25 protein-coding genes are annotated in these 26,292 nt (G+C 58.2%); 20 read left to right on the forward strand and 5 right to left on the reverse strand.

The genetic code is table 11. From position 1 onward, the window contains the following. Positions 1-334: 334 nt before the first annotated feature. From pqqA to ACTRWH_RS07595, 10 genes are all read left to right on the forward strand, one after another. Positions 335-406: a pyrroloquinoline quinone precursor peptide PqqA gene (gene pqqA / locus ACTRWH_RS07550; protein WP_007153157.1), complete on the forward strand. Its 72-nt coding sequence runs from the start codon at positions 335-337 to the stop codon at positions 404-406. Between the two features lie 52 nt (positions 407-458). Then, on the forward strand, positions 459-1,388 hold the full coding sequence (gene pqqB / locus ACTRWH_RS07555; protein WP_462826203.1) for a pyrroloquinoline quinone biosynthesis protein PqqB: 930 nt from the start codon (positions 459-461) through the stop codon (positions 1,386-1,388). Between the two features lie 20 nt (positions 1,389-1,408). Continuing rightward, positions 1,409-2,140, forward strand: a complete 732-nt coding sequence (pqqC, locus tag ACTRWH_RS07560; protein ID WP_462826247.1) for a pyrroloquinoline-quinone synthase PqqC — start codon at positions 1,409-1,411, stop codon at positions 2,138-2,140. Positions 2,141-2,151: 11 nt separating this feature from the next. Continuing rightward, positions 2,152-2,415, forward strand: a complete 264-nt coding sequence (gene pqqD, locus ACTRWH_RS07565; protein WP_075194481.1) for a pyrroloquinoline quinone biosynthesis peptide chaperone PqqD — start codon at positions 2,152-2,154, stop codon at positions 2,413-2,415. Then, positions 2,412-3,566, forward strand: coding sequence for a pyrroloquinoline quinone biosynthesis protein PqqE (gene pqqE / locus ACTRWH_RS07570; protein ID WP_199448102.1), 1,155 nt, complete (start codon positions 2,412-2,414; stop codon positions 3,564-3,566). The genes pqqD and pqqE overlap by 4 nt, the downstream gene beginning before the upstream one ends. A 61-nt stretch (positions 3,567-3,627) precedes the next feature. Beyond that, positions 3,628-5,418 carry a prolyl oligopeptidase family serine peptidase gene (locus ACTRWH_RS07575; protein ID WP_462826204.1) on the forward strand — a complete coding sequence of 597 codons (1,791 nt, stop codon included), beginning with the start codon at positions 3,628-3,630 and terminating at the stop codon, positions 5,416-5,418. A gap of 125 nt (positions 5,419-5,543) precedes the next feature. Then, positions 5,544-7,316, forward strand: a complete 1,773-nt coding sequence (locus tag ACTRWH_RS07580) for a CotH kinase family protein (RefSeq protein WP_462826205.1) — start codon at positions 5,544-5,546, stop codon at positions 7,314-7,316. Next, positions 7,316-8,137 carry a VTC domain-containing protein gene (locus tag ACTRWH_RS07585; RefSeq protein ID WP_462826206.1) on the forward strand — a complete coding sequence of 274 codons (822 nt, stop codon included), beginning with the start codon at positions 7,316-7,318 and terminating at the stop codon, positions 8,135-8,137. Before ACTRWH_RS07580 ends, ACTRWH_RS07585 begins: the two co-directional genes overlap by 1 nt. Then, positions 8,098-8,676, forward strand: coding sequence for a DUF4956 domain-containing protein (locus tag ACTRWH_RS07590; RefSeq protein WP_462826207.1), 579 nt, complete (start codon positions 8,098-8,100; stop codon positions 8,674-8,676). Before ACTRWH_RS07585 ends, ACTRWH_RS07590 begins: the two co-directional genes overlap by 40 nt. After that, positions 8,673-9,794 carry an OprO/OprP family phosphate-selective porin gene (locus ACTRWH_RS07595; protein ID WP_136633100.1) on the forward strand — a complete coding sequence of 374 codons (1,122 nt, stop codon included), beginning with the start codon at positions 8,673-8,675 and terminating at the stop codon, positions 9,792-9,794. The genes ACTRWH_RS07590 and ACTRWH_RS07595 overlap by 4 nt, the downstream gene beginning before the upstream one ends. Here ACTRWH_RS07595 and ACTRWH_RS07600 read toward each other — a convergent pair. From ACTRWH_RS07600 to ACTRWH_RS07610, 3 genes are read right to left on the reverse strand one after another with little or no spacing between them, the layout of a single operon-like run. Beyond that, positions 9,784-11,160 carry an ATP-binding protein gene (locus ACTRWH_RS07600; protein ID WP_462826208.1) on the reverse strand — a complete coding sequence of 459 codons (1,377 nt, stop codon included), beginning with the start codon at positions 11,158-11,160 and terminating at the stop codon, positions 9,784-9,786. The genes ACTRWH_RS07595 and ACTRWH_RS07600 overlap by 11 nt on opposite strands. Next, positions 11,157-11,804, reverse strand: coding sequence for a LuxR C-terminal-related transcriptional regulator (locus tag ACTRWH_RS07605; protein ID WP_228210108.1), 648 nt, complete (start codon positions 11,802-11,804; stop codon positions 11,157-11,159). Before ACTRWH_RS07605 ends, ACTRWH_RS07600 begins: the two co-directional genes overlap by 4 nt. Continuing rightward, the gene (locus ACTRWH_RS07610; RefSeq protein ID WP_462826209.1) at positions 11,801-13,234 is read right to left on the reverse strand and encodes a response regulator; all 1,434 of its coding nucleotides are present in this window, start codon (positions 13,232-13,234) and stop codon (positions 11,801-11,803) included. Before ACTRWH_RS07610 ends, ACTRWH_RS07605 begins: the two co-directional genes overlap by 4 nt. 200 nt (positions 13,235-13,434) lie before the next feature. On the opposite strand from ACTRWH_RS07610, the gene ercA reads away from it, so the two are divergent. Genes ercA through ACTRWH_RS07635 form a run of 5 tightly spaced genes read left to right on the forward strand, consistent with a single transcriptional unit; the run spans position 13,435 to position 18,604 of the window. After that, on the forward strand, positions 13,435-14,598 hold the full coding sequence (gene ercA / locus ACTRWH_RS07615) for an alcohol dehydrogenase-like regulatory protein ErcA (RefSeq protein WP_462826210.1): 1,164 nt from the start codon (positions 13,435-13,437) through the stop codon (positions 14,596-14,598). Beyond that, positions 14,582-16,333: an ATP-binding protein gene (locus ACTRWH_RS07620; protein WP_462826211.1), complete on the forward strand. Its 1,752-nt coding sequence runs from the start codon at positions 14,582-14,584 to the stop codon at positions 16,331-16,333. Before ercA ends, ACTRWH_RS07620 begins: the two co-directional genes overlap by 17 nt. 49 nt (positions 16,334-16,382) lie before the next feature. Continuing rightward, positions 16,383-16,667 (forward strand): hypothetical protein, encoded by a 285-nt coding sequence (locus ACTRWH_RS07625; protein WP_041335245.1) that lies wholly within the window; start codon positions 16,383-16,385, stop codon positions 16,665-16,667. A gap of 31 nt (positions 16,668-16,698) precedes the next feature. Continuing rightward, the gene (locus tag ACTRWH_RS07630) at positions 16,699-18,075 is read left to right on the forward strand and encodes a lyase family protein (RefSeq protein ID WP_462826212.1); all 1,377 of its coding nucleotides are present in this window, start codon (positions 16,699-16,701) and stop codon (positions 18,073-18,075) included. A 46-nt stretch (positions 18,076-18,121) separates the two neighbouring features. Beyond that, entirely contained in the window at positions 18,122-18,604 is a 483-nt protein-coding gene (locus tag ACTRWH_RS07635; protein ID WP_462826213.1) for a CDP-archaeol synthase, read from the forward strand. 9 nt (positions 18,605-18,613) lie between these two features. Here the strand turns inward: ACTRWH_RS07635 and ACTRWH_RS07640 are convergent, their stop codons facing one another. Beyond that, a complete protein-coding gene (locus ACTRWH_RS07640; RefSeq protein ID WP_085678979.1) occupies positions 18,614-19,588 on the reverse strand; it encodes a metallophosphoesterase in 975 nt (324 codons plus the stop codon). Positions 19,589-19,733: 145 nt separating this feature from the next. On the opposite strand from ACTRWH_RS07640, the gene chrA reads away from it, so the two are divergent. The 3 genes from chrA to msrB all read left to right on the forward strand — a co-directional run bounded on the left by chrA (position 19,734) and on the right by msrB (position 22,112). After that, complete coding sequence (chrA, locus tag ACTRWH_RS07645) at positions 19,734-20,927, forward strand: chromate efflux transporter (protein WP_085678982.1); 1,194 nt, start codon at positions 19,734-19,736, stop codon at positions 20,925-20,927. 98 nt (positions 20,928-21,025) lie between these two features. Continuing rightward, entirely contained in the window at positions 21,026-21,673 is a 648-nt protein-coding gene (msrA, locus tag ACTRWH_RS07650; RefSeq protein WP_075194304.1) for a peptide-methionine (S)-S-oxide reductase MsrA, read from the forward strand. Positions 21,674-21,683: 10 nt separating this feature from the next. After that, a complete protein-coding gene (gene msrB, locus ACTRWH_RS07655; RefSeq protein WP_041335269.1) occupies positions 21,684-22,112 on the forward strand; it encodes a peptide-methionine (R)-S-oxide reductase MsrB in 429 nt (142 codons plus the stop codon). 9 nt (positions 22,113-22,121) lie between these two features. Here the strand turns inward: msrB and ACTRWH_RS07660 are convergent, their stop codons facing one another. Further along, a complete protein-coding gene (locus ACTRWH_RS07660) occupies positions 22,122-23,093 on the reverse strand; it encodes a calcium/sodium antiporter (protein WP_177190622.1) in 972 nt (323 codons plus the stop codon). Positions 23,094-23,423: 330 nt separating this feature from the next. Here ACTRWH_RS07660 and mqo point away from each other — a divergent pair, with 330 nt between their 5' ends. Continuing rightward, positions 23,424-24,905, forward strand: coding sequence for a malate dehydrogenase (quinone) (gene mqo / locus ACTRWH_RS07665; RefSeq protein ID WP_075194305.1), 1,482 nt, complete (start codon positions 23,424-23,426; stop codon positions 24,903-24,905). A 153-nt stretch (positions 24,906-25,058) separates the two neighbouring features. Continuing rightward, a complete protein-coding gene (locus ACTRWH_RS07670; RefSeq protein WP_007153140.1) occupies positions 25,059-26,291 on the forward strand; it encodes an ATP-grasp domain-containing protein in 1,233 nt (410 codons plus the stop codon). Position 26,292: the final 1 nt, after the last annotated feature.

Raw genomic sequence — 26,292 nt, forward strand, 5'->3', positions numbered from 1 at the left:
CCCACACAGGCCCGGTGGCGAGTCAGCACATGGATGTGCACATTCCTCCCCGGTGTCTGGCCGGGGTGCATCTCTACCGGGTTGTAGTTGACTGGTGGGGGTGGATGGGTCTTCCTGCCATTTTTAGGTCCTTCCCAGGGCCTTTTTTTGTGTCTGCGCCGGCGTTCACCGGAATGGGTCGAAAGGATGAATTTCAGGGCCCGGATCGGCTGGAAATCAGTGCCAAAGTACCATATTTGCCTTTTCGTGGACTGGGTAGGATTGAAGGTGAGTTACCGGATGACCGGTTAACGGATCCTCAATGCCACAACAATCATCACAAGAGGTAAGCGTTATGTGGACCAAGCCAGCCTATGAAGACCTGCGGATCGGCTTCGAAGTCACCATGTACTTCGCCAACCGCTGAGAAGTGATGGCCAGCCTCGTGCGCTGGCCATTTTGCTTCTGGAGTTTTCGTTATGCAGATTCGTATCCTCGGTTCCGCTGCCGGCGGAGGGTTTCCCCAATGGAACTGCAATTGCGCCAACTGTGATGGATTCCGCAAAGGGACCCTGAACGCCAGCGCACGTACCCAGTCCTCCATTGCCATCAGCGAAGACGGCGTGCACTGGATTCTCTGCAACGCCTCTCCTGACATTCGTGCTCAATTGGCAAGCTTTGATGCCATGCAGCCGGCGCGTGCGCTTCGGGATACCGGAATTAACGCGGTGTTGCTGTGCGACAGCCAGGTGGATCACACCACCGGTTTGCTGATGTTGCGCGAGGGGTTGCCCCTGGACGTGTGGTGTACCGCCCAGGTGCATGAAGATCTGAGCAGCGGCTTTCCACTGTTTCGCATGCTCACCCACTGGAGCGGTGGCCCCCAGTGGCATGAAGTACCCTGTACCGATCAACAGTCTTTTTCCATTCCCTGTGCCCCGGCGTTGCGGTTGACGGCCATTCCGTTACTCAGTAATGCGCCGCCGTATTCGCCGCGCAGGAATAATCCCCACCCGGGAGACAACATTGGGCTTTTCATAGAAGACACCCGCAGTGATGAAACCGTCATGTACGCCCCGGGGCTCGGGCAGCCCGATGAGCAGATTCTGCAGTGGATGCGCAAAGCCGACACGCTGCTGGTGGATGGTACCGTTTGGCACGACGATGAAATGTTGCGCTGCGAGGTGGGTACCCGTACCGGTCAGGAAATGGGGCATCTTGCCCAGAGCGGCCCCGGGGGCATGATCGATGTGCTGGATACCATGCCAGCACGCCGGAAAATCCTTATTCATATCAATAACACCAACCCCATTCTCAACGAAGACTCTCCGGAACGGGCCGTGCTGGCCAGGCACGGCATTGAGGTGTCGTTTGACGGCATGCATCTGGATATGGAGGTGCCCTCGTGAACGCACTCGCTACACCTGTCATGAATCGCGGGGATTTCGAGCAGGCCCTGCGGGCAAAGGGCCAGTACTACCACATCCACCATCCGTACCACAAAGCCATGTATGGCGGTGATTGTACTCCCGAGCAGATTCGTGGCTGGGTCGCTAACCGGTACTACTATCAGATCAACATTCCCCGCAAGGACGCAGCGATCATGGCCAACTGCCCGGATGCCTCGGTGCGCCGGTTGTGGCTCCAAAGAGTACTGGATCATGATGGGCACAGTGACGACGAAGGCGGTATCGAGGCCTGGCTGAGCCTGGCGGAAGCCGTAGGGCTAACCCGGGACGAGGTCCTCGACCAGCGCCACGTGCTGCCGGGTGTGCGGTTTGCGATAGACGCGTACCTGAACTTTGCCCGACGGGCGACCTGGCAGGAAGCGGCCTGTTCCTCCCTGACGGAGCTGTTTGCACCCGAGATTCACCAGTCCCGGCTCGATAGCTGGCCCCTGCATTATCCCTGGATCCAGACCGATGGTTATGCCTATTTCCGCAAGCGGCTGTCGGAAGCGCGCCGTGACGTGGAGCATGGTTTAACGATTACCCTGGATCACTTTACCACCGCGGCACAGCAGGCCCGTGCCCTGGAAATCCTTCAATTCAAACTGGATATCTTATGGTCTATGTTGGATGCCCTGACTATGGCTTATCAGCACCGCACGCCGCCGTACCACACCGTAACCAACCAGCCAGTCTGGCACCGGGGGGTGTAGTGGCCACGCCCATGGAGCGCACACCGCGACTTCGCCCGGGTTTCCGCTTCCAGTGGGAGCCGGCCCAGAACGCCCATGTGCTGTTGTATCCCGAAGGTATGGTGCGGTTGAACGACAGCGCCGGGGCGGTGCTGAAGGAAGTGGATGGCCAGCGCACGGTGGCCGATATTGTCGCTATCCTGGAACAGCAGTTCCCCGATGCTGGATCCCTGGCAAACGATGTCAGTGATTTCCTCAAGGACGCCGAACAGCAGCATTGGATACTGTTTCCATGAGTCAGCACGACACCATGCCGGCGGGCGATCGCCCTGGTATTGGTCCGCCCCTATGGCTGCTGGCGGAATTGACCTACCGCTGTCCACTGCAGTGCCCTTACTGTTCCAACCCACTGGATTTCGCGCAGACCCAGCAGGAATTAAGCACCGAAGAGTGGGTCAGGGTGCTGCGCCAGGGCCGTGAGATGGGAGCAGCCCAACTGGGCTTTTCCGGCGGCGAACCGCTGGTGCGTCAGGACCTTCCGGAGCTGATTGCAGAAGCCAGGCAGCTGGGCTATTACACCAATTTGATAACCTCCGGCCTGGGGCTCACCGAGGCCAAGGTAAACGCTTTCCGCGACGCCGGGCTGGACCATATCCAGGTCAGTTTCCAGGCCTCAGACCCGGAACTGAACAACGCCGTGGCCGGCTCACGCAAGGCTTTCGAGCAGAAGCTGGCGATGGCCCGTGCGGTAAAAGAAGCGGGTTACCCCATGGTGCTCAACTTTGTGATCCATCGGCACAATATCCACCAGATGAACGATATCATCAGCTTGTGTGAGCGATTGGGTGCGGATTACGTGGAGTTGGCTACGTGTCAGTACTACGGCTGGGCGTTTGAAAACCGCGAGGGGTTGATGCCTTCCAAGGCTCAGCTGGAAAAGGCAGAGGCCGAGGTAAACATCTATCGCAAACGCCTGGCAGATGGCGGCTCGGCGATGAGATTGATCTTTGTTACCCCGGACTATTACGAAGAGCGGCCAAAAGCCTGCATGAACGGGTGGGGCAGTTTGTTTCTCACCGTGGCGCCGGACGGCACCGCCTTACCCTGCCACAGCGCCCGCCTGTTACCCATTGAGTTTCCCAATGTACGGGATTCCTCGCTACACTCCATCTGGTATGACAGCCCGGGTTTCAACCATTACCGGGGTGACAGCTGGATGCCGGAGCCGTGCCGGTCCTGCGACGAAAAAGGAAAGGATTTCGGCGGCTGCCGATGCCAGGCCTACCTGCTGACCGGTAATGCCGACAACGCCGACCCGGTTTGCAGTAAATCACCCCATCATGACCGCATCCTCGCCGCCCGCCAAGCGGCGGACCATGCCACCGCCGGGCTGGAGGAGCTGACCTATCGCAACGCCAACAACTCCCGGTTGTTCTTCAGGGGCTGATGCGCCCCGTGAGCCAGATGCAACGACAAAGCTGACGTCAGAACAGGCCTCGTCGGCGCTTTTGCAGCGTACAGAGCTAGCGGCATCTGCGATCGGTGTATTCTGGCTGGAGTCCGACCCGGTCAGTGGTGGCAATGTGATAATGACCGTGGAGGCGGGTGTCGGGATTCCTTTGCTCTCTCGCAGCTTCAGCGCTCGCAGCCAGGTTAACGGTTATGGAGGTGGTGAGCTGTGTGCCGGGCCCGAAAGCGTATTCGCCGTCGAGGCGTCCGGGCAGCAGGTTTATCACATTGATACGGCCACAGGGGCGTGCTCTCCACTCACTGACGACGATGCCTGCTATGGCGGACTCTCCTGGGACGCGGCGCATCACCGGGTGTTGGCAGTGCGTGAGGCGAATGGCCGCCAGCAACTGATGGGTATTGCCCTAACGGACAGTGAATCAGCGAACTGCATACTCCACGAGTCGGAAGACTTTTACAGCGCCCCGGCGGTATCGGCCGACGGGCGGCACCTGGCCTGGGTGAGCTGGTCGTTACCGGATATGCCGTGGGTTGCCTCCGTACTCTGGACAGCATCGATTCAGCAGGACGGCTCACTGACCCAGGCGCGACGCTGGCCCTCGCCTTCAAAAGGCAGTGTGCAGCAGCCGATATTTGATGGCGACGACGTGATTGTGTTGTCGGATCATGAGGGGTGGTGGCAACCGTGGCGACTGGCGTCCAGTGGGCAATGGCACTTGCTGGATGGCACGCGGGAGGATCATGCCAGCGCCCCCTGGCAACTGGGCGAGCGTCACCACCAATGCCTTCCCGACGGTGGCTGGGTACGTGTGCGGTACCAGGCCGGAGTCGGGCAGTTGTGGTTGTGTTCAGAGAATGAAGAAACAGGCGTGCGGATCGCAAGGGAGTACGTCGACTTTCGATGCCTGGTTGTGCAAGGCCAGAGGGTGCTGTGTATTGCCCGCTCGTCCACCCGGCTCGACACGGTGTTGTCGGTCGATTGGGGCACCGGACATGCCGAGCCACTCTCCGGTGGCGAAGAGCCTTTCCCTGGAATGACATTGTCTCAGCCGGAACTCTTCAGCGTTCCGCCATCAGCCGGTGGTGTCGATGCCATCAGCGGTTTTTTCTACCCGCCAGTGCCATCCGCGTCTGATGGTAAGTCGGTACCAATCATCCTGATTGCCCATGGCGGCCCGACCTCCACGACCTATCCGGTGCTCAACCTCCAGACCCAGTTCTGGTGCCGTCAGGGGTTTGCCGTGGCTGACGTGAACTACCGCGGCAGTTCTGGCTTCGGCCGGGCCTTTCGCATGGCGTTGGCGGGGAACTGGGGACGTGTGGACGTGGCGGATATGGAACGTGCTGCTCGCTGGCTGGTCGACAACAAAGCCGTTGATCCCGCCAGGCTTTTCATCCAGGGCCGCAGTTCGGGCGGTTATACCGCATTGCTGGCCATGGTCCAAACCGACGTGTTTGCGGCGGGCGCCAGCCAGTTCGGTGTCAGTGATCCCCGGCGGCTGAGAGCGATGACGCATCGATTTGAATCCGGTTATCTGGACTGGTTGTTGGGATCTCCCGACGACTGTCCCGACAACTGGCAGCAGAGGTCGCCACTGGCTCAGGCAGATCGCCTCTGTCGACCGATGATCTTTTTCCAGGGTGCGCAGGATCGGGTGGTGGTCCCGCAGCAGACCACTGCCATCGTCAATGCGCTGCGTCGCAATGGTGGCTCTCCGGAGGTGTATGTGTACCCTGACGAGGGTCACGGATTTCGCAAACAGAGCAACGTTGCCGATATGCTGGAACGATTGCTTCGGTTTTATCGCAGGCAGTCGACCGATCAGTAATGTGACGCCTGTCCGCTTTCCCGTTTCGCTGTAAGACAGTCTTACATACAGTTTTCAGTCCCCCCGACAATACTCTTCCATCAGACAAGAAACCGGCCAATTCGGCCTGATGTGGGGACAAAACAATGAAAATAAGGACTGATGGATTTTCGGGAAAGGCAATCGTTCTGCTGGGCGCTCTGGCGGTATTGACCGGCTGCGGTGGCGGCGGAAGCAGCAGCGAATCCAGCCCTTCGGATTTTGACGCACCGGTAGAGCCGGTCAACATTGGCGGTGATGGGGATATTTTTGACCCGGAGCGCCTGCTCGACGTGGAAATCACCATGTCCGCCAGCAACTGGCGAACATTGAAAGCCGAGGCGCGAACGTTGGCTGACACCTCTCGCGAATGCTTGCCCGAGTTCGAGTACACCGAGTTGCCCGCCACCGTCACCATCGACGGCGATACCATGGGCAACGTGAACGTGCGGAAAAAAGGCTTTATCGGTTCACTCAGCCCGGACCTGCCTTCCCTGAAACTGGATTTTAACGACCTGCAGGAAGGGCGTACTTACCAGAACGTGTCCCGTATGACCCTGAACAACAATCGTCAGGATCCCTCCAATGTTCGTCAATGCCTGGCTTACGACCGGTTCCGGGATATCGGTATCGCAGCGCCGTTATGCAACTACGCCCAGGTGACCGTCAATGGCGAGGATTTGGGGGTTTTTGCCCATGTTGAACCTATCCGGAAGCCCTTTTTGCGGCGCACGTTTGGCGATGACTCGGGCAATCTGTATGAGGCGCAGCAGGCCGATTTCGGCAACTATCTGATCCGCCGGTTCGAGACCAAGACCAACGAAGACGCCAACAACCGCTCTGATCTGCAAGCCGTTGCGGACGCCATGGCGCTGGATGATGAGGCGATGATGGACGTGTTGCCCCAATTGCTGGATGTGGATGAGTTCATCCGTTTCTGGGCCATGGAAACCTTGCTGGGAGCGTGGGATTCGGCGAGCGGCAACGCCAATAACTTTTACCTCTACCATTCTCCGGACGATGGGCTGTTCCACTTCATCCCCTGGGGTGCCGATACCGCCTTTCGTGGAACCCATCCCCTGAAGCCTGGCTCCGCGCCTCTGTACCGTAACTTCCGTCTGGCGGAGCGGCTTTATGGGATGACGGAATACCGCCAGCAATACCTGGACGCGCTGGAAGACCTGTTGGCCAACCACTGGGACGAAGAAGCGATGCAGCTGGAGATCGAGCGGGTGATGGCGTTGACTGGGACCACGGAGGCCGACGTTGAAAGTGTTGAAAGCTTCCTGCTTGGCACCGGCATGCCCGGAGACGACGGGTATGAGCGATCGCAACGGGAGGTGTTGCTCAGCGCCATCGCCGGAAACGAGCCGGAAGAGGCGGTGACCTTGCTGGAGGATACCCAGCCGGACTGCTCCGAGCCGGCCAAGACCAACCTGACCGCCAGTGTTTCAGCGGTATCCGGTACAGACTCCGGGGTATTCAGTTTCACCTTGCCGGATGGTCGACAGGTCAGCGCGAGCCTGACGTTCGCTGCCTTTGAAGTAGACAGCCTGGTGTACTCCGTTGACACCGAGCAGGCTCCCGCCGTGCACAGTTTATTGCTGATTGGTGTCGACGCCGCCCAGGGCTTCAAGCCTTATGTGTTGCAGGTATTTATCGAAGACACCGATTACATACCCGGAACCCATAAACTCCATGGCTTTGCCACCAATGCGCTGCTCTTTGAAGTGGATGAATCCGTACCTGGCGACGTGGTGTCACTGGCGCTGGGGGCGACCGGCACCATCACCCTCAGCAGCGTAGGCAGCGGCGCAAACGCCGGCGATGTGGATATGGACATCGACATGACCATGGAATACCTGCCGGGTACTGAATAATGGTCAGTTGTTTCAGCCTGAACGCATTTGAATCCCACTCACTGGCGGATCAGAGCTCGTCAGCGTTGATGGATCGGGTGGATACCAAGTATCTGATCGACGCTGCCGAACTGAACCAGTGTCTGGCAGAGCTGACGGCAGAGTACACGGTGCTGGAGATGAACGGGTGTCGGGGAATGGCATACGACACGCTCTATTTCGATACGCCCGGCCGGCAGCTCTACCTCGATCACCACAATGGCAAACTGAACCGCGTAAAGGTCCGCACTCGCCACTACCGGGCCACCGGTGAGCGTTTTCTGGAGGTCAAGGTCAAGACCAACAAACTGCGCACCTCCAAACAGAGAATGGTATTGACCGGGGCGGAGCCAGACGCACGAATTCTGCGTCACTTCCTTCAAGAGCAATTGGGCCTGCCGGCGACACGGATGCTGCCGGCTCTTTTTGTTCACTACCATCGCATCACGCTGCTCAGCAGAACCGGTCACGAGCGGGTTACCGTGGATACGGATATCTGCTTCGAGCATAGCGGGGAACACCAGCGGATCGGGTTGCCGGGCGTTGTGTTGGTGGAGGTCAAATCGTTGCGCCATCAGTGGCGTTCACCCGCTCTGGACATCCTGAAAAGGATGGGCCACAGGCCCGTCAGCTTCAGCAAATACTGCATCGGCACGGCGCTGCTGTGCCGGGGCCGGATCAAGGCCAACCGCTTCAAGCCAGTGTTGTCGAAGCTTGATGCGCTCAGGGCCCCGAGAGAATACCGCTACTTCAAGGAGTCATCATGGAATCTGCAGTTGATGTCCATTTCTTTATCCGCCTGATCATTAACCTGATCTCGGTTTTCATCCTGATCCGTTGTTACTACGCATTTTCCCACCATCGTGAAAACGCCGCCTCGTTCATCCTGTTTGGCGTGGGTGTGTTCCTGGTCACGGCGTTACTGAATTCGGTGACCGTGTCCATGGGTTTCGCCTTTGGGTTGTTCGCGGTGTTCTCGATGTTGCGATACCGCACCGAAGCATTGGGCATCAAGGAAATGACCTATCTGTTTCTGGTGATCGCCATGGCGCTGTTGGCGGCCGTCGGGAACGTGGCGCATTGGGTGTTGGCGTGCCTGAATGGCCTGGTGATCGCCATCGCCTTGTTGCTGGAAACCCGAATGATGTTGCCATTGTGCGGCGAGAAGGACATCGAGTACGAAAAAATTGACCTGATTCACACCGACCGTCAGGACGAACTGATTGCCGACCTGCGATCTCGGACTGGCCTGGATGTGAATCGGGTGGATGTGGTTTCCGTGAGCTTTCTGCGGGATACAGCGCAGCTAAGGATGCATTACCGCATGGAGCAGGAATCATGATGGGCGATCTGCGCTGGGCAATGCCGGTGATGTGGCTGATGGCCTGCTTTTCCCTGCAGGTGCGTGCAGACACCACTGATTTTGAGGCCGACATCGGCGGCTACGCGGTGGGTGGCGTGGACCATTATGGCGCTTTCCATGACGAAGATGGCGTTGACTCGACCACGAACACGGTACTGCGGAAATTCAGGCTCGGACTTGAACTTGCCTATGGCAAACACTGGTCCTTCGAGCTTGATGGTGACTATCAGTACGACGGTGATGAGCAGGTACTGGAATTCGATGATGTGTGGTTGCGATACGATGGCTTTGGCTGGGGTGGCGTTCAGGTGGGTCGGATGAAAGAGCCTTTTGGTTTTGAACGTACCAGTGGCTATTCCAGCCTGATGACCAACGAACGCTCCCTGGCGACCAGCGCCTTCGCGCCGGGGCGCTCCGAAGGCGTGATGGTAAACCGGGCCGGTAAAAAGGCCACCTGGGCACTGGGCGTGTTCCGTGAAGATGCCGATGCCAAGTCGCCCAGGGCGGTAACGGGCCGCGTGACCTTTGCCCCGCTTAACACTGAACATCAGACAATCCATCTGGGCCTGGCCGGATCCTGGCGTGACATGCGCGGCGAACGGTTCCAGATACGCGATCATGGGGAGGTCTACAGCGCCGACAATGTGATCCGAAGCCCGCGTTTTGACGCGGATGACCTGGCACTGTTGGGTGGCGAGTTTGCCTGGAGTCGCGATTCAGTCACCGTCACATCGGAGGCGATGACCCAGCGTGTCAGGCAGGTTGGGGGCGACGAATGGCAATTCACTGGCGGTTATGCCCAACTGGGCTACCTGCTCACGGGCGAACACCGGGGGTATAGCCGAGGCGAGTTTGACCGCATTGACCCGCTCAGCCATCTGGGTGCCGTCGAACTGGTGGCGCGCTGGAGCGGGGTGGATCTCAGGCAGCGGGATGTGGGTGCCGAAGCATCGATAGCGTTACTGGGGATCAACTATTACTGGCGTAAATCGTTCCTGCTAAGGGTGAATTACCTGGTTCCGGATATCAGTGGCAACGCGCTGATGGCAGGCCCCGATGGGGATGCGGTCACCGTGCGCGCCCAGCTCAGGTTCTGACGCCAACGGCCTCCAGGGGCAGCGCCAGTGTCACCCGGGTCCATTGCCCCAGCGCACTGCTAATGGACAGTGTCCCACCGTGGTGGCGCAGAATGGTCTGGCAAATGCTGAGGCCCAGCCCGAGGTTTTCCGGTGTGTCACTGGTGGAATAAAAGGGATCTGTCAGGCGCCGTATTTCTTCCTCGGGAATGCCGCAGCCGTTGTCTGCCACTGTAATGTTGAGGGTCCGAGGGTCGCGAGTTGTCGACACATTAAGGATGGCGGACTGATGATCCAGCCCGCTCTGAAGCGCCGAGGCTGCATTGAGAAACAGATTCACAAACACCTGGGTCAGTGCCGACGGGTAGCAGGGCACCGTCAGGGATTCCGGTACCGCTAATTCCAGGTCAATGCCCCGCAGCTCGTTTTTGGTAAAGCGCGCAGCGGTGTTGAGAATTCCCATGAGGTTCGCCTGTTCCTTGGCGTGCTCAGGGTGAGGAACAGAAAAGTCGATAAGGTCGGAGACGATGTCGGCAATCCGGTTTTGATGCGCCGCGGCATCGTCGATCGCTTCGCTCAGTTCGGGGTCTTCGTTGATATCTTTTGCGTACTGCAGCGCCTGAACCGAGCAGTTGACGGGGTTCATGATTTCGTGGAGCAGCCCTTTTGCCATATGGCTCAAAGCCTGGTGCTTCTGTTGCTGGATCAGGTTTTCCTCGGTCACTTGCAGAGTTTGCAGAGTGCGGCTCAGCATCCGGTTTCTGTCCCGCAACAGGAACTGCAGAGCCAGGATGTTGCGCACAAAGCGACGAAAGAAAACGGCTAACAACGGTGAGATGACCAGGCACATCAGAACCAGCCAGTTCAACAGCACTTCCTGCAACTTGATTGCCACATCCGCTGCGGGTACCGCGACCCAGGTTGCGGCGTAGAGAAAGGCCAGATTGATGGCGATCATAACCAGGGTATGCAGCGGCGACAGTGTCACGATGCCGAGGAAACTGATGAAGAAGTAGAGCCCGATCGTCGGTGTGAGATCTCCACCGGTTTTGATAAAGGCAAGATAGCTGAACAGGGCCATGTTCAGGAAAACCAGATACATGATCAGTGGCGTGCGAAAACGCACGGCCTTGAATCGGTGGGCCACAATGAGACAGGAGAGAATCGTGGTGTAGACAAACAGTCCGCTCGGAACGTTGGCAGGGCCAAGCTGTGTGGCCAGCGTCATCATGTGCGCAAGGGTTCCGATCAGTGTGATTAGCAGCGAGACGTCCGCAAAGACCGGCAGGAAACGGAACCGGGATTGGGCGCTGTAGAAACGCTCGAACTGTCGTTGCTTGCGCGGAGTAAGTTGCTGAACCTGTTGCAGGCCGTCGAGTATTTTCATGAGTCGAGATTGTTCCTGAAGCGTTTCATGAACAGCATCAGATCCGGTTGCCGTTCAAAGCCCATCTTGATGAATATTCGGTCCTTGTAGGAGTGCACTGTTTTATAGGAAACCCCGAGTCGATCCGCAATGGTCTTGAACGCGACCCGATCCGCCATGAGGCGTGCCACTTCCCGTTCACGGGCAGATAGCGCGTTAAACGCCTCCAGATCTGGTGATGTTGTGGTAGCGGGTGCCTGGCACGAGTCCGCGTCCACATACACTTGCCCGTTGCGAATGTAGTGCAGGGATCGAATGAGTTCCTGTACTGACTGAGTCTTGGCCACAACCGTTTTGATACCTGACTCCAGATAGATCGCCAGGCGGGCTGGAGAGACCGGTCGCTCGACCAGCAGTAGCACAGACAGCGCGGGGTGATTGGAAAGGGCCACTTCGGCGATGGTCAGGCCATCGTTGTCCTGCAGGGCTTCCTCAATGATCAGCACGGTAGGCCTGACGGTCGGCAACTGCTCCAATGTATCGACACCGGTTGCGGACTCGCCCACCAGATCAATGTTCTCTTCAAGAAGCAGCTGATAGAGGATGGCGTCCCGGTACAGGCGCTTGTCGATGGTGACGTACAGCCGGATATCATCCTTTGTCACGGCTGCCGGCTCCCGCCCGAGGGCGCGCGCAGAGGCAATGACAGCTCAAGGGTGAAGCGTTGTTGGCCTCCCTGAAGGAGAACTTGGCCGCCCTGTTGTTGGGCCATGATGTAGAGCGCAAGCAAGGCGCCCTGTTGCTTCAGTAATTGGCTGGAAACACGTGCCATTGGCGAAAGGACATGACTGTATAGGTGGAGGTTCTTGCCGGCTTCCAGCCGAAGGGTCGTGACGTCCTCATCCTGCTCACTTATGAGGTGGTCACGGCTCATTCCGGACGCGCTCAACAGCACATCCAGCGCTGACTGAATGGCGTCGGGCAGGGTACCGTTGTTGGGAACGGCGTCGGTTAACGGTATCTCCAAATACCGAGTCAGTTCGGCGCGTAGCCCGCGGACCAGAGCATTATCCAGAGCCTCAGGGCTATGGTCACGAAAGTGGGAGGCGCCGGGAGGCAAGGTGCTGATGGCGTCCATATCCCTCAGGAAATTCTGTATCACGTCCCGTGACGCCAAGGGAACTGATGGCGATTCGGCCAGAGCCCTGAGAAGAGCGGCTTTTCGCCGTTCGCGAACGCCCTCGAAACGCTCAGCAAGTGCAAATTGCCACTGCTCCGATTTCTGGCGCGATGCGTGGTGCTGAGCAATAGCGTCGTCCAGCACCGGGAGCAGGGATGCGGCATGCCACGGCTTCTTCTGATAACGGAAGATTCGCCCCTGGTTAACCGCGCCCAGCGCAACGTCCAGTTCCCCGTAGGCCGATGTGAGGATGCGAGTAATATGGGGATAGGACTGTCGCATCTCGTTGATCAACTGCAGTCCTTTCATGCCTGGCATGCGCTGATCTGTCATCAGGACTGCAGTCCGGTGACCTTCCTGATGGAGAGTCTCCAAAGCCTGCTGAGCGCTGGCGGCGCAGCGGGTTTCGAAGCGGTCCTGCATCCGCATCAGCTGTTTGCTCAGGTACTTGGTCGCCGATTGTTCGTCGTCAACGATCAGTACCAGCGGCTTGGGGTGTTCGCTCTCGACGGGAGCGGGCCCGGCGTTATCCTGTACCGACATGGTGGCTGCAAACAGGTCGGTGCGTACGAGGTTGATGTCCCAAGGCTTGGCGTAGCAGCGGTCGACAACCCTATTCTCCAGCAAGTGAATGATCTGATCGAGGGAAAACTGGCCGCCAATGACGATTCGCAAGCAGCAGCCACCATTGCTGACCTGCTGAAGTAGAGAAGACGCCAGCAACTGATCGGTGTCGGTGGTGATGAATACGAGCGCGTCGGGCAGGGATCGGCCCCGTGCAATTGCGGCCAGGGCTTCTTGGTCAGAGGAGTAGCTGTCAATTGAAAATGCCCCGGCAAAATCCTGGAGAAAAGCATCCCGATCGTCTTCCCGGTCGTACCTGAGAAGTACCCGATGTGGTTGATCAGCGGACATGTGAGCTGGATCCTTGGAGACAGGTTGGCCTAGCGATAATACCAATCGGGTATCGACCCGAATGTAGGAACATCCTACGCTGTTTGGGTGCCGAAAATCCCGGCACAGGTCTCAGGATGAGGAACCAGATGAGAAGGCACTCGGGTTGGGTTAAACTCCGGGTGAGACATAATAACAACGACATAATGGCGAGACCTTACATGAGCTACGACATTTCCTCCCTGCGCAAGTTTGTGTCCCCCGAGATCATCTTTGGTGCCGGCTCACGCAAGGCAGTAGCCAACTTCGCCAGTAACTTTGGTGCTCGACATGTGTTCCTGGTATCTGACCCTGGCGTGGAGAAAGCCGGCTGGGTTGCGGAAATCATGGATATCCTGGTGGCAGCGGGTCTCCGTGTCACGGTATTTACCGGCGTCTCAGCCAATCCGAAAGTGGACGAAGTCATGGCCGGGGCTGAATTGTATAGGTCCAGCCAATGTGACGTGATTGTCGCCATCGGCGGCGGCAGCCCCATGGACTGCGCCAAGGGTATCGGCATTGTCAGTGCCCATGGCCGGAACATTCTTGATTTTGAGGGTGTGGACACCATTACTTCGCCCTCGCCCCCGATGATCCTGATTCCCACCACGGCGGGGACATCCGCCGATGTCTCCCAGTTCGCGATCATTTCCGACCCCAGCCGGCGCTTCAAGTTCTCCATCATTAGCAAGGCGGTGGTGCCGGATGTGTCGCTGATCGACCCGGAAGTGACGGAAACCATGGACGCCTACCTGACGGCCTGTACCGGGGTGGACGCCATGGTGCACGCCATTGAAGCCTATGTCTCCACTGGTAGCGGGCCGCTGACGGACACCAACGCCCTGGAAGCCATCCGGCTGATCAACCGCCATCTGGAGCCGCTGGTGCTGAACACCGCCAATGTGCACCTTCGGGAGCAGATCATGCTGGCGTCCATGCAGGCCGGCCTGGCGTTTTCCAATGCCATCCTGGGGGCGGTGCACGCCATGTCCCATAGTCTCGGTGGCTACCTTGATTTGCCCCATGGCCTTTGCAACGCCCTGCTGCTGGAACACGTTGTAGCGTACAACTACACCTCGGCAGAGGACCGGTTCCGGCGCGTGGCGGAGGCCATGGATATCGACACCCGCGGTATGTCAAAACCGGTCATCAAACAGCGCCTGATGGCGCGAATTATCACGTTGAAACAAGCTGTAGGGTTGGAGGCCAAGCTTGGCAAACTGGGTGTGACCACGTCTGACATACCCTACCTGTCCGGCTTTGCATTGCAGGATCCATGCATCCTGACCAATCCTCGCAAGTCTTCCCGCCGTGACGTCGAAGTGGTTTATGAAGAAGCCCTCTGACTCCAGCAACGCCGACTACGACATCGGAGACCTGCTTGGCCTTGGCAGCCAGTCGGTAAGAAAGAACTACTACCCGGCGCTGCAGGAGCGGATCGACGAACTGGAGAAGGAGCGTAATCGCTACAAGTGGCTGTTCGAGAATGCCCTTCACGGCATCTTTCAGGCTAACCTCCGGGGCGGCTTTGTGGCCGCCAACCCGGCCATGGCCCGGATCTGCGGCTATGAAAGCTCTGAAGCCCTGATCACGGGGGTTATCCGCCTTCGTGAGCAGCTGTTTTGCAGTTCTGGTGAGTTTGACGCCATCCGCCAGGAGTTACTGGATAACGGCAGTCTCAGTGCAAGGGAAACCCGGCTCAGACGGGCGGATAATACGCCGGTGCAAGTTGCTATAACCCTGTTGCGGCGTCCCGATTTGGGCCCCGAAGTGGTTGAAGCTTTTGTGGCGGACATCACCGAGCGACACCAGGCGCGGGAAAAACTTCGCCAGCTTAATGCGGATCTGGAACGCCGTGTGGAGGAGCGCACTGAAGAGCTGCAGAACGCCAACGTCGTGCTGAGATACCAGATCGAGCAGCGTGAAAGAGTGGAGCGGGAGCTGGTTGTGGCTGTAGAGGCGGCCAAGGAAGCCAATGAGAGTAAGGACAAATACCTTGCGGCGGCCAGTCATGATTTGCTGCAACCCCTGAATGCGGCCAGGTTACTGGTGTCCGCCCTGATAGACAGTGATCTGCCAGCGGATGAAAACCGACTTGTCCAGCGTGTGTGGAGGTCCCTGGAGAGCGCTGAGGACCTGTTGGCGGATCTCCTGGATATATCCAGGCTGGATCAGAAAGCCATGCGGCCAGATATCGTCAATACTGATATTGGCGAACTGATGAGAGGGCTGGCGCAGGAATTTGAACCGGTGGCTGAGAACGCAGAGCTGCACTTTCGGGTGCGCTTGGGGACAGGCTACGTAAGCACTGACCCGCGAATGCTAACCCGGATACTCCGCAACCTGTTGAGCAACGCGTTTCGCTATACCCGTGAAGGCGGTGTGCTGTTTGCGGCCCGCAAGCGTGGTCCCAATCTGGAAATTGGGGTGTGGGACACCGGTGTGGGCATTGAGCAGGAAAAGCTCGAGGACATCTTCCGGGAATTTCACCAGATACTGCCCAAGGGTGGCGGTCGCCAGGGTGTGGGCCTGGGGCTGGCAATTGTCGAACGCATGGCAAGGATACTGGCCTGCGAAATCCACGTGGGTTCACATCACGGCAAAGGCTCCTGTTTCAGTATTCTTGTTCCTCTGGCCCGGTTCACTGAGGCGACTGCCAGTAGTCAAAATGCGGAGCCGCCACCAATTGCACCTGTGTCCTTCGATGGGCTTCGTGTTCTGGTGATCGACAATGAAGAGCCGGTACAGGAAAGCATGCAGGCCCTGCTGGAGCGTTGGGGTTGCGTGGTCACCACGGCGGGTAGTGCGGTTGAGGCTGTGGCGCATTGCGGCGGCGCAGACATCATCCTCGCGGACTTTCACCTGGATGAGAACCTGACCGGCTGTCAGGCGGTGTATGCCGTACGCAGACACTTCGGTCGTGACATCCCGGCGGCCATCATTACTGCGGACCGCAGCGATGAAACGCGAAGGCTAATCAGTACACAGTATCTGCCCATTCTGAACAAGCCAGTAAAGCCTAACCGTCTTCGGGCTCTTGTCTCCAGTCTTGCCGCATCCCTGAACTCAGAGTCGCAATGACGGTCTACACTTTATTCTGTCAATCATTGTTTTGTCAGGAGAGTGTGACATGTCCGTTCCCGAGAACGCCCTCACGAACCACGAAGTAACTGTATGCCTGTCTGGCGGTGCCGTCCTGGGACCCTTCAACGCCACCTGGTCGAAGGACGAAGGCGGTGACGTAAGGGAACTGGTGCGGGAGTATGATGGTTTTCTGCAAGGGGAGAAGCAGCGCCGCTTCAAGTTTCATCTTCACGACACCTACACCAACACGGTTCATACCCTGATCCTGAATTTTGATCAGGTTACCGGCATTTGCGACCATGTCAGACTGAAGTCACCGCCAAACGGGTGAGCCCCAATGCCTGTGAACAGAGGAGGATGTCATGACGAATTTCAGGACTGAAAAAGACAGCCTGGGCGAAGTACGCGTTCCTGAAGAGGCTCTTTGGGGCGCACAGACCCAGAGGGCTATCGAAAATTTTCCGGTAAGCGGCCAGCCAATGCCGCCGGCGTTCATTGCGGCAGTGGTAAGAGTGAAGCAGGCCGCCGCCGATGCCAACGCCAGCCTCGGTTTACTGGATAACGATCTGCGGGACGCGATTGTTGCGGCCGGTGACCGCCTGGTAAACGGTGAATTCGCTGACCAGTTCCCCATTGATCGTTATCAGACCGGGTCTGGCACCAGCACTAACATGAATGTGAACGAGGTCATCGCCGCCCTGGCGGCGCAGGAGGATGTTGAGATTCACCCCAACGATCACGTCAACATGAGCCAGAGCTCCAACGACGTGATCCCGACCGCTATCCATGTCAGTGCCGTGGCGGGTATATACGAGCGTCTGATTCCCGCGTTGACCCACCTGTGTGGGGTGATCTATGAGCGTGAGGCGTTGTTCGCGAATCAGGTCAAGACCGGCCGTACTCACCTGATGGACGCCATGCCGGTCACCCTGGGCCAGGAGCTGAGAACCTGGCGGGAGCAATTGCTCGCCGCGGAAAGACGGCTTGAGGCGGCCGCCGATGATCTTCTGGCGGTGCCCCAGGGTGGCACGGCCGTGGGAACCGGGGTGAATGCGCTGGAAGAGTTTCCTGGGCAGTTCGTTAAGTTCCTCACCTCCAATACGGGTTACCACTTCCGCTCCCTGGAGCATAAATTCGTGGGGCAGAGTGCTATCGATGCGCCCGTAGCTCTGTCGTCCCAGTTGCGGGGGCTGGCCATCGTACTGACCAAGATCGCCAACGACCTGCGCTGGATGAACAGTGGGCCGATTCACGGTCTGGCGGAAATCAGCCTGCCGGCGTTGCAGCCTGGCAGCAGCATCATGCCAGGTAAGGTCAACCCGGTGATTCCCGAGTCGGTGGCCATGGTCGGGACCCAGGTCATGGGGCTGGACAGCACCGTTGCCATGGCAGGGCAGTCGGGTAACTTCCAGTTGAATGTGATGTTACCGCTGGTTGGTGCCAATCTATTGGACATGATCGAACTGCTGACCAACGCCTCAACCATGCTCGGAGATAAGGCGATTCGGGATTTCACGGTGAATACCGATCATCTGGACGCCGCAGTCGGCAAGAACCCGGTACTGGTTACCGCACTCAACCCCGAAATTGGTTATAGCCTGGCGTCTGATATTGCCAAGGAAGCCTACCAGACCGGACGACCGGTGATTGACGTGGCGGAAGAGCGCAGTGGCCTGGATCGCAACCGGCTGGAGGAACTGATGGACCCGCTGAAGCTGACCAAAGGCGGGCTTGCCTGATAGTAAGTAACCGCCGAAAGGGCGGCCCTGACGGAGACTGAGCCGATTGCTGATTTCTATCGAGCTCTTCGTGATGCTGGTGCTCGCAAATGGCGTACCGGTTCTGGCCGCCCGGCTGTTTGGCCGGCGCTGGTCGGCCCCTGTTGATGGTGGCAGGCTATGGCGGGACGGGCGGCCGGTGTTGGGGCGCAGCAAAACCTGGCGCGGTATCGTATCCGGTGCGCTGGCGTGTTGCCTGTTTGCGTGGATCACCGGGATAGGTGTCATATTCGGCCTGGCGTTCGGGTTACTGGGGTTGGCTGGCGATATCATCAGCAGTTTCATCAAGCGTCGTGCCGGGCTCGCCTCCAGTGCCCGGGCCTCAGGGCTCGACCAGATCCCCGAAGCCTTGCTGCCGATGCTTCTGGCATGGCTTTGGCTGGACCTGGGCTGGTTTATTGTGGCGGTTGTCGTGGTGCTGTTTACGCTGTCGAATATCCTGCTGTCGCCCGTACTGTACCGCCTGGGTATACGCCATCAGCCGCACTGAGCTCAAGCTTTAGCCGGGGCCCCTTGTCAGGGTGTGTATTGTTACCTCTGGTGGGCAATTCAGCCGTACGTTGACCACCGATGTGCCCGCGCCTGGTGAGGTATACCCCTGCATGCCGTTGCGGCGCCAGTAGCCGCGGCCGAGTTCTCTGGGGCAATCGGAATCCAGGGTCACGGGGATGCCACCGGGCAGGCAGATCTGGCCACCGTGGGTATGGCCGCACAGGAAGATGTCGTAGCCCGCATGGGCAGCCTCGCGCCAGATCTCCGGCGTGTGGCTCAGTAATACGCTGATGCCACCCGGGGGGATCTCGTCTCCTGCTCGGTGTAGGTTGTGTACCTTGTAGAAATGGGCATCGTCCACACCTGCCAGATAGAGTTTGTCCTCGCCACGCTGCAGTACGGCATGTTCATTCATCAGCAGGTGATAGCCCATGTCCTCAAGGCCAGGAACCATGCGTACGCTGTCGTGATTGCCCAGTACAGCGTAGGCTTTGCCGCGAATAGCGTCCCGCAGCCTGGCCATGCCATCCATGGCACCATCAATCGGGCCCCAGGTGAGGCGCCGGTAGTCCCCGGTGAGCACACACACATCGTACTCGAGGGGCTCGATTTGACGGATGACGGCCTGCAGGTTGGCTTCATCCATATCCACGTGAAGGTCGGTAAGGTGCAGTATGCGGAAGCCTTCGAAGGCCTGGGGCAGGCCAGGGATGTGGAACTGGTTGTGGGCGGTGTCCAGCCGGCGGCTGTTGTGCTGTCCCCGCCGGAACAAACCGGCCAGTTTCAGGCAAACACTGATGAAGCGTGGAGCGGAGGTGATGTTTTCCAGGTGGAACGAATGGCGGTCCGGGCCGAATACACGAGCTTCCGCTTCCCGCTCAATGCCCAGGCGCTGGCGCGCGTGTACCGGGCCAAGGCGGAGGCTCAGGCGATACTCCAGGAGGTCATCCTGATTGTCTGGTGTATGGGCCCGGGCGGTCATTGCTGGTCCTGTTGGTTGTTGGAAACGTTACCTGTCACGATCCGGTCAACCCGTCCCTTCATTATGGTCTGGACTGGGAGTGATGCAACCGAAGCGTCATAATGTTCATCTTTCTTAACACACGTTGCCACGATCAGAGTGTTCCATGACCAAGGATAGCTTCACCAGGGAGACGTATGCCGGGGCCCTGCCAGCCTGGCACATTTTTCTATTATTTCTGCGTTTGGGCCTGACGTCTTTCGGTGGTCCGGCGGCCCATCTGGGATTCTTCCATGACGAATTCGTAAAGCGCCGGCGTTGGTTGTCGGACGCGGCCTATGGCGAGGTGGTGGCACTGTGCCAGCTGTTACCCGGCCCTGCTTCCAGCCAGGTGGGATTGACCCTGGGGTTCCTTCAGCGCGGCTATCGAGGCGCAGCAGCGGCCTGGCTTGGCTTTACCCTGCCGTCGGCATTGTTGATGACGCTGTTTGCACTCGGCCTTGGCCTCTGGCCGGATGCCGGGCAGGGTGGCTGGATAACCGGCCTTAAGTTATTTGTGGTCGCCGTGGTTGCCCAGGCGGTTTGGCAGATGGGCAAAACCCTGTGCCCGGATGCTCCGCGCCTTTCGATTGCCGTGGTGGTCGCGGTTGTTCTGCTGATGGCGGGCGCAGCCTGGATGCAGATACTTGTCCTGCTCGCAGCCGGCGCTGTCGGTGCTGCAATGCAACTGCCGCAAAAGCGCGTGGAAGAGTCATTGACCATACCGGTTCAGACCCGGCGGCCTATGATGTTCCTGGTGGCATTTTCAGTGCTGCTGTTGATGGCATTCGTTCCCCTGGCATCCGGCTCCCTGGCCTGGATCTGGTCTGAGCTCTATCGCGCGGGGGCCCTGGTGTTCGGGGGTGGTCATGTGGTGTTGCCCTGGCTGCAGGAGGGGTTTGTGGCGCCCGGACACCTGTCGGCGGATACCTTCCTGGCCGGTTACGGCGTCGCACAGGCCATGCCCGGACCACTCTTCACTTTCTCAGCGTTTTTGGGCGGTGTCGAGAGTGGGTGGACCGGTGCTGCCGTGGCTGTGGTCGCTGTTTTTCTGCCGGGAACCCTGCTGGTATTTGCCGGTCTACCCCTGTGGTCATACATTCGCAGCCATTCGGTTGCACGGGCGGCCCTGGCTGGGGTGAATGCCGGCGTTGTCGGGCTTCTGCTGGCGGCGCTGTATGATCCGGTGTGGACCTCTGCCGTACACAATGCAGGGAGCGTTGCGTTTGTCCTGCTGGCCTGGGTTTCCCTGTCGATATGGAAAGTACCGGTCTGGATACTGGCACCCGGCAGTGCGCTGGTGGGCTTGCTGGTTTTCTGATGCCCCCAAAGTGGGGGTAGCTAAAACCAACCAGGGAGGCCACACTTGGACATTGGGAAACTAAATGAACGGTAATAATCCAGAAGCAGAGGCTGATTATGTCCACATCCTGCACGATTCCGGGCTTGAACGTACCGAAAAGCCGCTTTCCGGAGCCTGAAAGCGATTTGCCAACCGGCGATAACCGCGAGCAAAGGGTTGTGCTTGGGGGTGGCTGTTTCTGGTGTGTGGAAGCCGTTTTTCTGGCGGTGAACGGTGTCAGCCGGGTGGAATCCGGCTATGCCGGGGGCACAGCGGAAACCGCCAACTATGAGGCGGTGTGCGGCGGCCAGACCGGCCACGCCGAAGTGGTCGATGTTCATTACGACCCGCAGACCGTCAGCTTCGGGGATATCCTGAAGGTGTTTTTCTCGGTGGCCCACGACCCAACCCAGCTTAACCGGCAGGGAAACGACCGTGGTACCCAGTACCGTTCCGCCGTTTTTTACGAGAATGACGAACAGAAACAGGTGGCGGAAGCCTACATTCGCCAACTGAACTCGGCGGGCGTTTATGATAATCCTCTGGTGACAACCCTGGAGCCGTTGGAGGCTTTTTATCCGGCGGAAGACTATCACCAGAATTTTGCCGCACGGAATCCATACCAGCCCTACATCACGGCTGTTGCGGCACCAAAGATTGAAAAGCTTGTGGACACGTTCGGTGACCAGCTCAAGCCCGGTTACACCGACAACAACATTGCCTGAGGAGGCTGCTATGAGCGTTTCTGCTGCAGGTTATGACCTGACCCCGCTGACACCACAACAAGTGGACGAAAAGGCCGCGGGCCTGACGGACGAGGAGCGCCGCGTGTTGCTGGATCATGGCACCGAGCGGCCATTTTGCGGCACCTTGCTGGACAACAAGAACGCAGGTGCCTATTACTGCCGGTTGTGCGAGTTGCCGCTGTTCAGTTCCGATTCCAAGTTCGATTCCGGTACCGGTTGGCCGAGCTTTTTCCAGCCTTTTGACACCGACCACATCCGTTACATTGAAGACAACAGCATGGGCATGGCTCGCACGGAGATCCGTTGCCCGCGTTGTGACAGCCACCTTGGGCACGTGTTTCCGGATGGCCCGCCGCCAACCGGCCAGCGTTACTGCCTGAATTCAGTGGCGATGGTGTTCAGGGAGAACCAGGCCTGACCGGCCTGGTTAGCGGATGACTGTCGACACCAGATAGCTGGTGTAGCAAACGTACACCAGCAACAACAGCACGCCGTCCGGTCGCCCGATGGTCCGGGACTTACCCGTCAGCCCAAAGCTCATCAGCAGAAGCCCGATGGTGAGGGCTGTCATCAGGGTCCAGTCGCGGTAAAGCACTTCCATATCCACGGCCAGGGGCTCAATGGTCGCAGCCAGGCCAACCACGGCCAGAGTGTTGAAAATACCAGACCCCACGATGTTGCCGAGTATCAGGTCGTGTTCGTTTTTCTTGACGGCCGCCAACGCAGAAGCCAGTTCCGGCAGAGAGGTGCCGATGGCAACGATTGTCAGCCCGATGATCAGGTCACTGACGCCGAGGCTCTGGGCAATAAACACCGCGCCCCAGACCAGCATGCGCGAGCTCACCAGCAAAAGTACCAAGCCTACAACCAGCCACATCACGGCTATTTTCAGCGGCATCGGGTGGGCAACTAGCTCGGAGTCGGTCTCGCCGATCAGTGAGTCCCCCTTGCCCTGGATGCCTTGATAGATGGACCAGCCCATGACGGCTGCGAACACACCAAGCAGTACCCAGCCATCGAGCCGGGTCAGGTTGCCATCAATCAACTGGTAACCGGCGATGGCCGTCAGTACCAGTAGTAGCGGGAGTTCCTTGCGTATTACCTGGGAGTGCACGGCAATTGGTGCAATCACCGCAGTCACACCAACGATCACGGCGATGTTGGTGATGTTCGAACCGTAAGCGTTGCCCAGGGCCAACCCGGGATTGCCATCGAGTGCGGCCATGGCTGACACTGCCAGTTCAGGCGCAGAGGTGCCGAATCCGATAATCACCATACCAATCAGCAGCGATGGCATACCGAGGTGTTTGGCGGTGGCTGCCGCGCCTTCAATGAAGCGGTCTGCGCTCCAGACCAGTAAAACCAGGCCAGCGATGATTGCTGCGATTGCCAATAGCATAAAGGATGCCCTGTTGGTGTAAGCCGCACGGTATGAGACTAAAGTGGCGGTGATATCGTTGAGCACAGACGCGAGAATGTAACAAAGAGCGCCCGGCGAGCGCATTTTAAACGTTTGACCTACACACGGCCACCGTTGGTAAATAAATCAGGACGTTGGCCCTTGTCAGATATGTTGGCGCAACCAGCCCCAGGCGGGCCCGACCACGAGTCAGTTGATATTCGCAATTTATTATCCGATCAAAAAACGGGATAATCGCGCCACAATTTCCAAGCCCCTCTGCTGATCGTGGGCGGGCAACAGGCTTTAAACTAGCTAGGGTGATAACCAATGGCCGTTAGACAGGCAGATGTGGTGCTGGTCGGCGGGGGCGTCATGAGCGCCACCCTCGGCATGATGCTCAGGCAGCTTGATCCTTCCCTGGACATCGTCATGGTTGAACGTCTTGATCACGTCGCCCATGAAAGCACCGATGGATGGAACAATGCAGGGACCGGGCATGCCGGCTACTGCGAACTCAATTACACCCCCGAAACCGACGATGGCGATGTTGCTATCGAGCGGGCGTTGAAGATCAATGCCTCGTTCGAAGTATCGTTGCAGTTCTGGTCTCATCTGGTTGAGCAGGGGATGCTGCCGGAACCCAAAAGCTTCATCAACCGAACTCCTCACCAGAGCTTTGTATGGGGCGAGGATGGTGTGAAGTTCCTCAAGCGTCGCCACGAAAAGCTCAGCGCCCACCATTTGTTCCGGGAAATGGAGTACACCGAATCCCCGCGGGATCTGGAAGAGTGGATGCCGCTGGTGGTGAACAACCGCGACCCGATGCAGAGAGTGGCCGCCACGCGTATCAAGCACGGTTCAGACGTGGACTTTGGCTCTCTCACCCGCAGCATGGTGGAGTTCCTAGAAACCACGCCGAACTTTGAACTGATGTTAAGCAGCCCCGTGCATTACCTGGCCAAGCGCGACAATGGTCGCTGGAAGGTACGGGTGAAGAACCAGAAAACCGGAGAGCTGACGAAGCTTGAGGCTGGGTTTGTCTTCCTGGGCGCCGGTGGCGGCGCCTTGCCGATGTTGCAGAAGTCCAACATCGACGAATCCAAAGGCTACGGTGGTTTCCCGGTCAGCGGTCAGTGGCTGGTTTGCCAGAAGCCGGAAATCGTCCAGCAACATCACTCCAAGGTGTACGGAAAGGCGCCAATCGGCGCACCGCCGATGTCGGTTCCGCATCTGGATACCCGTATTATCAACGGTGAACCCGCGCTTCTATTCGGCCCGTTTGCTGGCTTCACCACACGGTTCCTCAAGCAGGGTTCGGTATTCGATCTGTTCGGATCGGTCCGCTCAGCGAATCTTCGTCCCATGTTGTCGGTGAGCCGCACCAACATGGACCTGACCCGCTACCTGATTGGTGAGGTATTCCAGTCTCACAGCGACCGTGTGGCTTCCCTGCGCAATTACTTCCCGGATGCCCGCGAAGAGGACTGGCGCCTGCAGGACGCCGGCCAGCGCGTGCAGATCATCAAGAAGTCGCCGGAAGGTGGCGGTAAGCTGGAATTCGGTACCGAAATTGTGGCGGCGAAGGACGGCACCCTGGCCGCTTTGCTGGGTGCATCGCCGGGGGCTTCGACGGCTGTCCAGGCCATGATCGATGTGATCCAACGTTGTTTCCCGGAACGTATGGAGTCTTCGGAATGGCAGGAACGCATGAAAGTGATGGTGCCTTCCTACGGTCAGTCGCTGGTAGACGATGAGCAATTACTCAATAGAGTGCGGGAACGAACGCTCTCAACCCTGAAATTGAGCTGATATTCCCAAACGATCTAACACTGGCGGAAGCGCTGGTAGTCCTGGCTTAAAAGCTGGGGCTGCCGGCGCTTTTTGTTTTCTGGGCGCCGGGCCCGGTTGCGATTTGCGCCTGAAACGTTAGGTTATAAGGAAACACCACCAAGGAGAACGAACATGAGCGAGCAAGAATTCGATCCGAATAAAGGCTATATCGCACTCCTGGGATGGAGCCTGAACGCGGTGGAAGCTGCCGATAAATTTGATCGACGATATGTGGTGGTTGCGCCGGATTGGGCGGAGGCTTACTGCAAGGAACATGATATTCCCTATGTACCTTGGAACTTCGAGCGCCTGAACGACCGGTCAGTTGAGATTGCTCAGACACTCAAAGAGATGGGCGTTAATGTGGCTATCCCATTGTTTGAGGAAACCGTGGAATGGGCCGGCGCTATCAACTCGGTTCTGATGGATCAGCCAAAGCTGTTCGGCCAGTCCATGTTGTTACGGGACAAGGCCCTGATGAAGCGCCGCGCGCAGCTGGGCGGCATTCGCGTTGGGATCTTCGAGGAAGCCCATGACCGAGACGACGTTATCCGTTTCCTCAAGCGCGTCAACCAGACCCTCTTGAAGTTGGACGGTGACCCCAACGATCCGATTCACCTCAAAGCATTCGACAAAGCCGGTTGTCTGGGCCACCGGGTGATTCGTACCCCGGACGAAGTGGACACCATTCCCGAGGAAGAATTCCCGGTGCTGATGGAATCCCATCTGGACGGTTGGGAATTTGCCGTCGAAGCCTGGATTCACAACGGCAAGATCGCATTCCTGAACATCTCGGAGTATGTGACCCTGGGTTACTCGGTGTTTGTGCCGGCCACGCCGGACCTGGAGAAGTACCGGGAACAGATCACCCGCGAGATCGAAAAGCTGATCAAAACGTTCGATATCGAGTTCGGGTTTATTCACCCAGAGTACTTCGTGACCAGCGACAGTACCATGTACTTCGGAGAGGTGGCGTATCGGCCGCCAGGCTTCAAGGTGTTCGAGCTGCTTGAGCGTGCCTACGGCTTTAACGCCTATCAGGCACTGATCATGACCTTTGACCCGAAAACCACGGCAGAAGAGGTAAAGGCGTTCTTCCCCAAAGAGGTGGTGGATGCCAAGGGCTATGCCGGCTGTTTCGGCGTTTATCCGCGCCGCCGGGTGGTCAGCCAATTGGAAATGCCGGAAGAGACCGAGAACCACGATTACTTCGAGTCCCACGAGCTCACGCCGCCGTTGGAAGAAACAGTTACCAAGCGTACTGCCTTTGGCACACATTGGGGCCTGGTTTACTTCTTCGGTGAAGACCCTTATGTAATGCGGGATTTACTGAAACATCAGGAAGAACTGGATTTCTATGTATAAT

This window comes from Marinobacter sp. G5_S1_61_S3 (assembly GCF_054968585.1).

What these genes read in the sequence shown, in the direction of transcription:
- ACTRWH_RS07660 (WP_177190622.1), bottom strand. Translation starts at nt 23,093, where the DNA reads ATGCTATTGGCAATCGCAGCAATCATCGCTGGCCTGGTTTTACTGGTC.
- ACTRWH_RS07630 (WP_462826212.1), top strand. Translation starts at nt 16,699, where the DNA reads ATGACGAATTTCAGGACTGAAAAAGACAGCCTGGGCGAAGTACGCGTT.
- ACTRWH_RS07640 (WP_085678979.1), bottom strand. Translation starts at nt 19,588, where the DNA reads ATGACCGCCCGGGCCCATACACCAGACAATCAGGATGACCTCCTGGAG.
- ACTRWH_RS07585 (WP_462826206.1), top strand. Translation starts at nt 7,316, where the DNA reads ATGGTCAGTTGTTTCAGCCTGAACGCATTTGAATCCCACTCACTGGCG.
- ACTRWH_RS07600 (WP_462826208.1), bottom strand. Translation starts at nt 11,160, where the DNA reads ATGAAAATACTCGACGGCCTGCAACAGGTTCAGCAACTTACTCCGCGC.
- pqqB (WP_462826203.1), top strand. Translation starts at nt 459, where the DNA reads ATGCAGATTCGTATCCTCGGTTCCGCTGCCGGCGGAGGGTTTCCCCAA.
- pqqE (WP_199448102.1), top strand. Translation starts at nt 2,412, where the DNA reads ATGAGTCAGCACGACACCATGCCGGCGGGCGATCGCCCTGGTATTGGT.
- ACTRWH_RS07670 (WP_007153140.1), top strand. Translation starts at nt 25,059, where the DNA reads ATGAGCGAGCAAGAATTCGATCCGAATAAAGGCTATATCGCACTCCTG.
- pqqD (WP_075194481.1), top strand. Translation starts at nt 2,152, where the DNA reads ATGGAGCGCACACCGCGACTTCGCCCGGGTTTCCGCTTCCAGTGGGAG.
- ACTRWH_RS07620 (WP_462826211.1), top strand. Translation starts at nt 14,582, where the DNA reads ATGAAGAAGCCCTCTGACTCCAGCAACGCCGACTACGACATCGGAGAC.
- ACTRWH_RS07595 (WP_136633100.1), top strand. Translation starts at nt 8,673, where the DNA reads ATGATGGGCGATCTGCGCTGGGCAATGCCGGTGATGTGGCTGATGGCC.
- pqqC (WP_462826247.1), top strand. Translation starts at nt 1,409, where the DNA reads ATGAATCGCGGGGATTTCGAGCAGGCCCTGCGGGCAAAGGGCCAGTAC.
- msrA (WP_075194304.1), top strand. Translation starts at nt 21,026, where the DNA reads ATGTCCACATCCTGCACGATTCCGGGCTTGAACGTACCGAAAAGCCGC.
- ACTRWH_RS07625 (WP_041335245.1), top strand. Translation starts at nt 16,383, where the DNA reads ATGTCCGTTCCCGAGAACGCCCTCACGAACCACGAAGTAACTGTATGC.
- msrB (WP_041335269.1), top strand. Translation starts at nt 21,684, where the DNA reads ATGAGCGTTTCTGCTGCAGGTTATGACCTGACCCCGCTGACACCACAA.
- mqo (WP_075194305.1), top strand. Translation starts at nt 23,424, where the DNA reads ATGGCCGTTAGACAGGCAGATGTGGTGCTGGTCGGCGGGGGCGTCATG.
- chrA (WP_085678982.1), top strand. Translation starts at nt 19,734, where the DNA reads ATGACCAAGGATAGCTTCACCAGGGAGACGTATGCCGGGGCCCTGCCA.
- ACTRWH_RS07610 (WP_462826209.1), bottom strand. Translation starts at nt 13,234, where the DNA reads ATGTCCGCTGATCAACCACATCGGGTACTTCTCAGGTACGACCGGGAA.
- ercA (WP_462826210.1), top strand. Translation starts at nt 13,435, where the DNA reads ATGAGCTACGACATTTCCTCCCTGCGCAAGTTTGTGTCCCCCGAGATC.
- ACTRWH_RS07590 (WP_462826207.1), top strand. Translation starts at nt 8,098, where the DNA reads ATGGAATCTGCAGTTGATGTCCATTTCTTTATCCGCCTGATCATTAAC.
- ACTRWH_RS07580 (WP_462826205.1), top strand. Translation starts at nt 5,544, where the DNA reads ATGAAAATAAGGACTGATGGATTTTCGGGAAAGGCAATCGTTCTGCTG.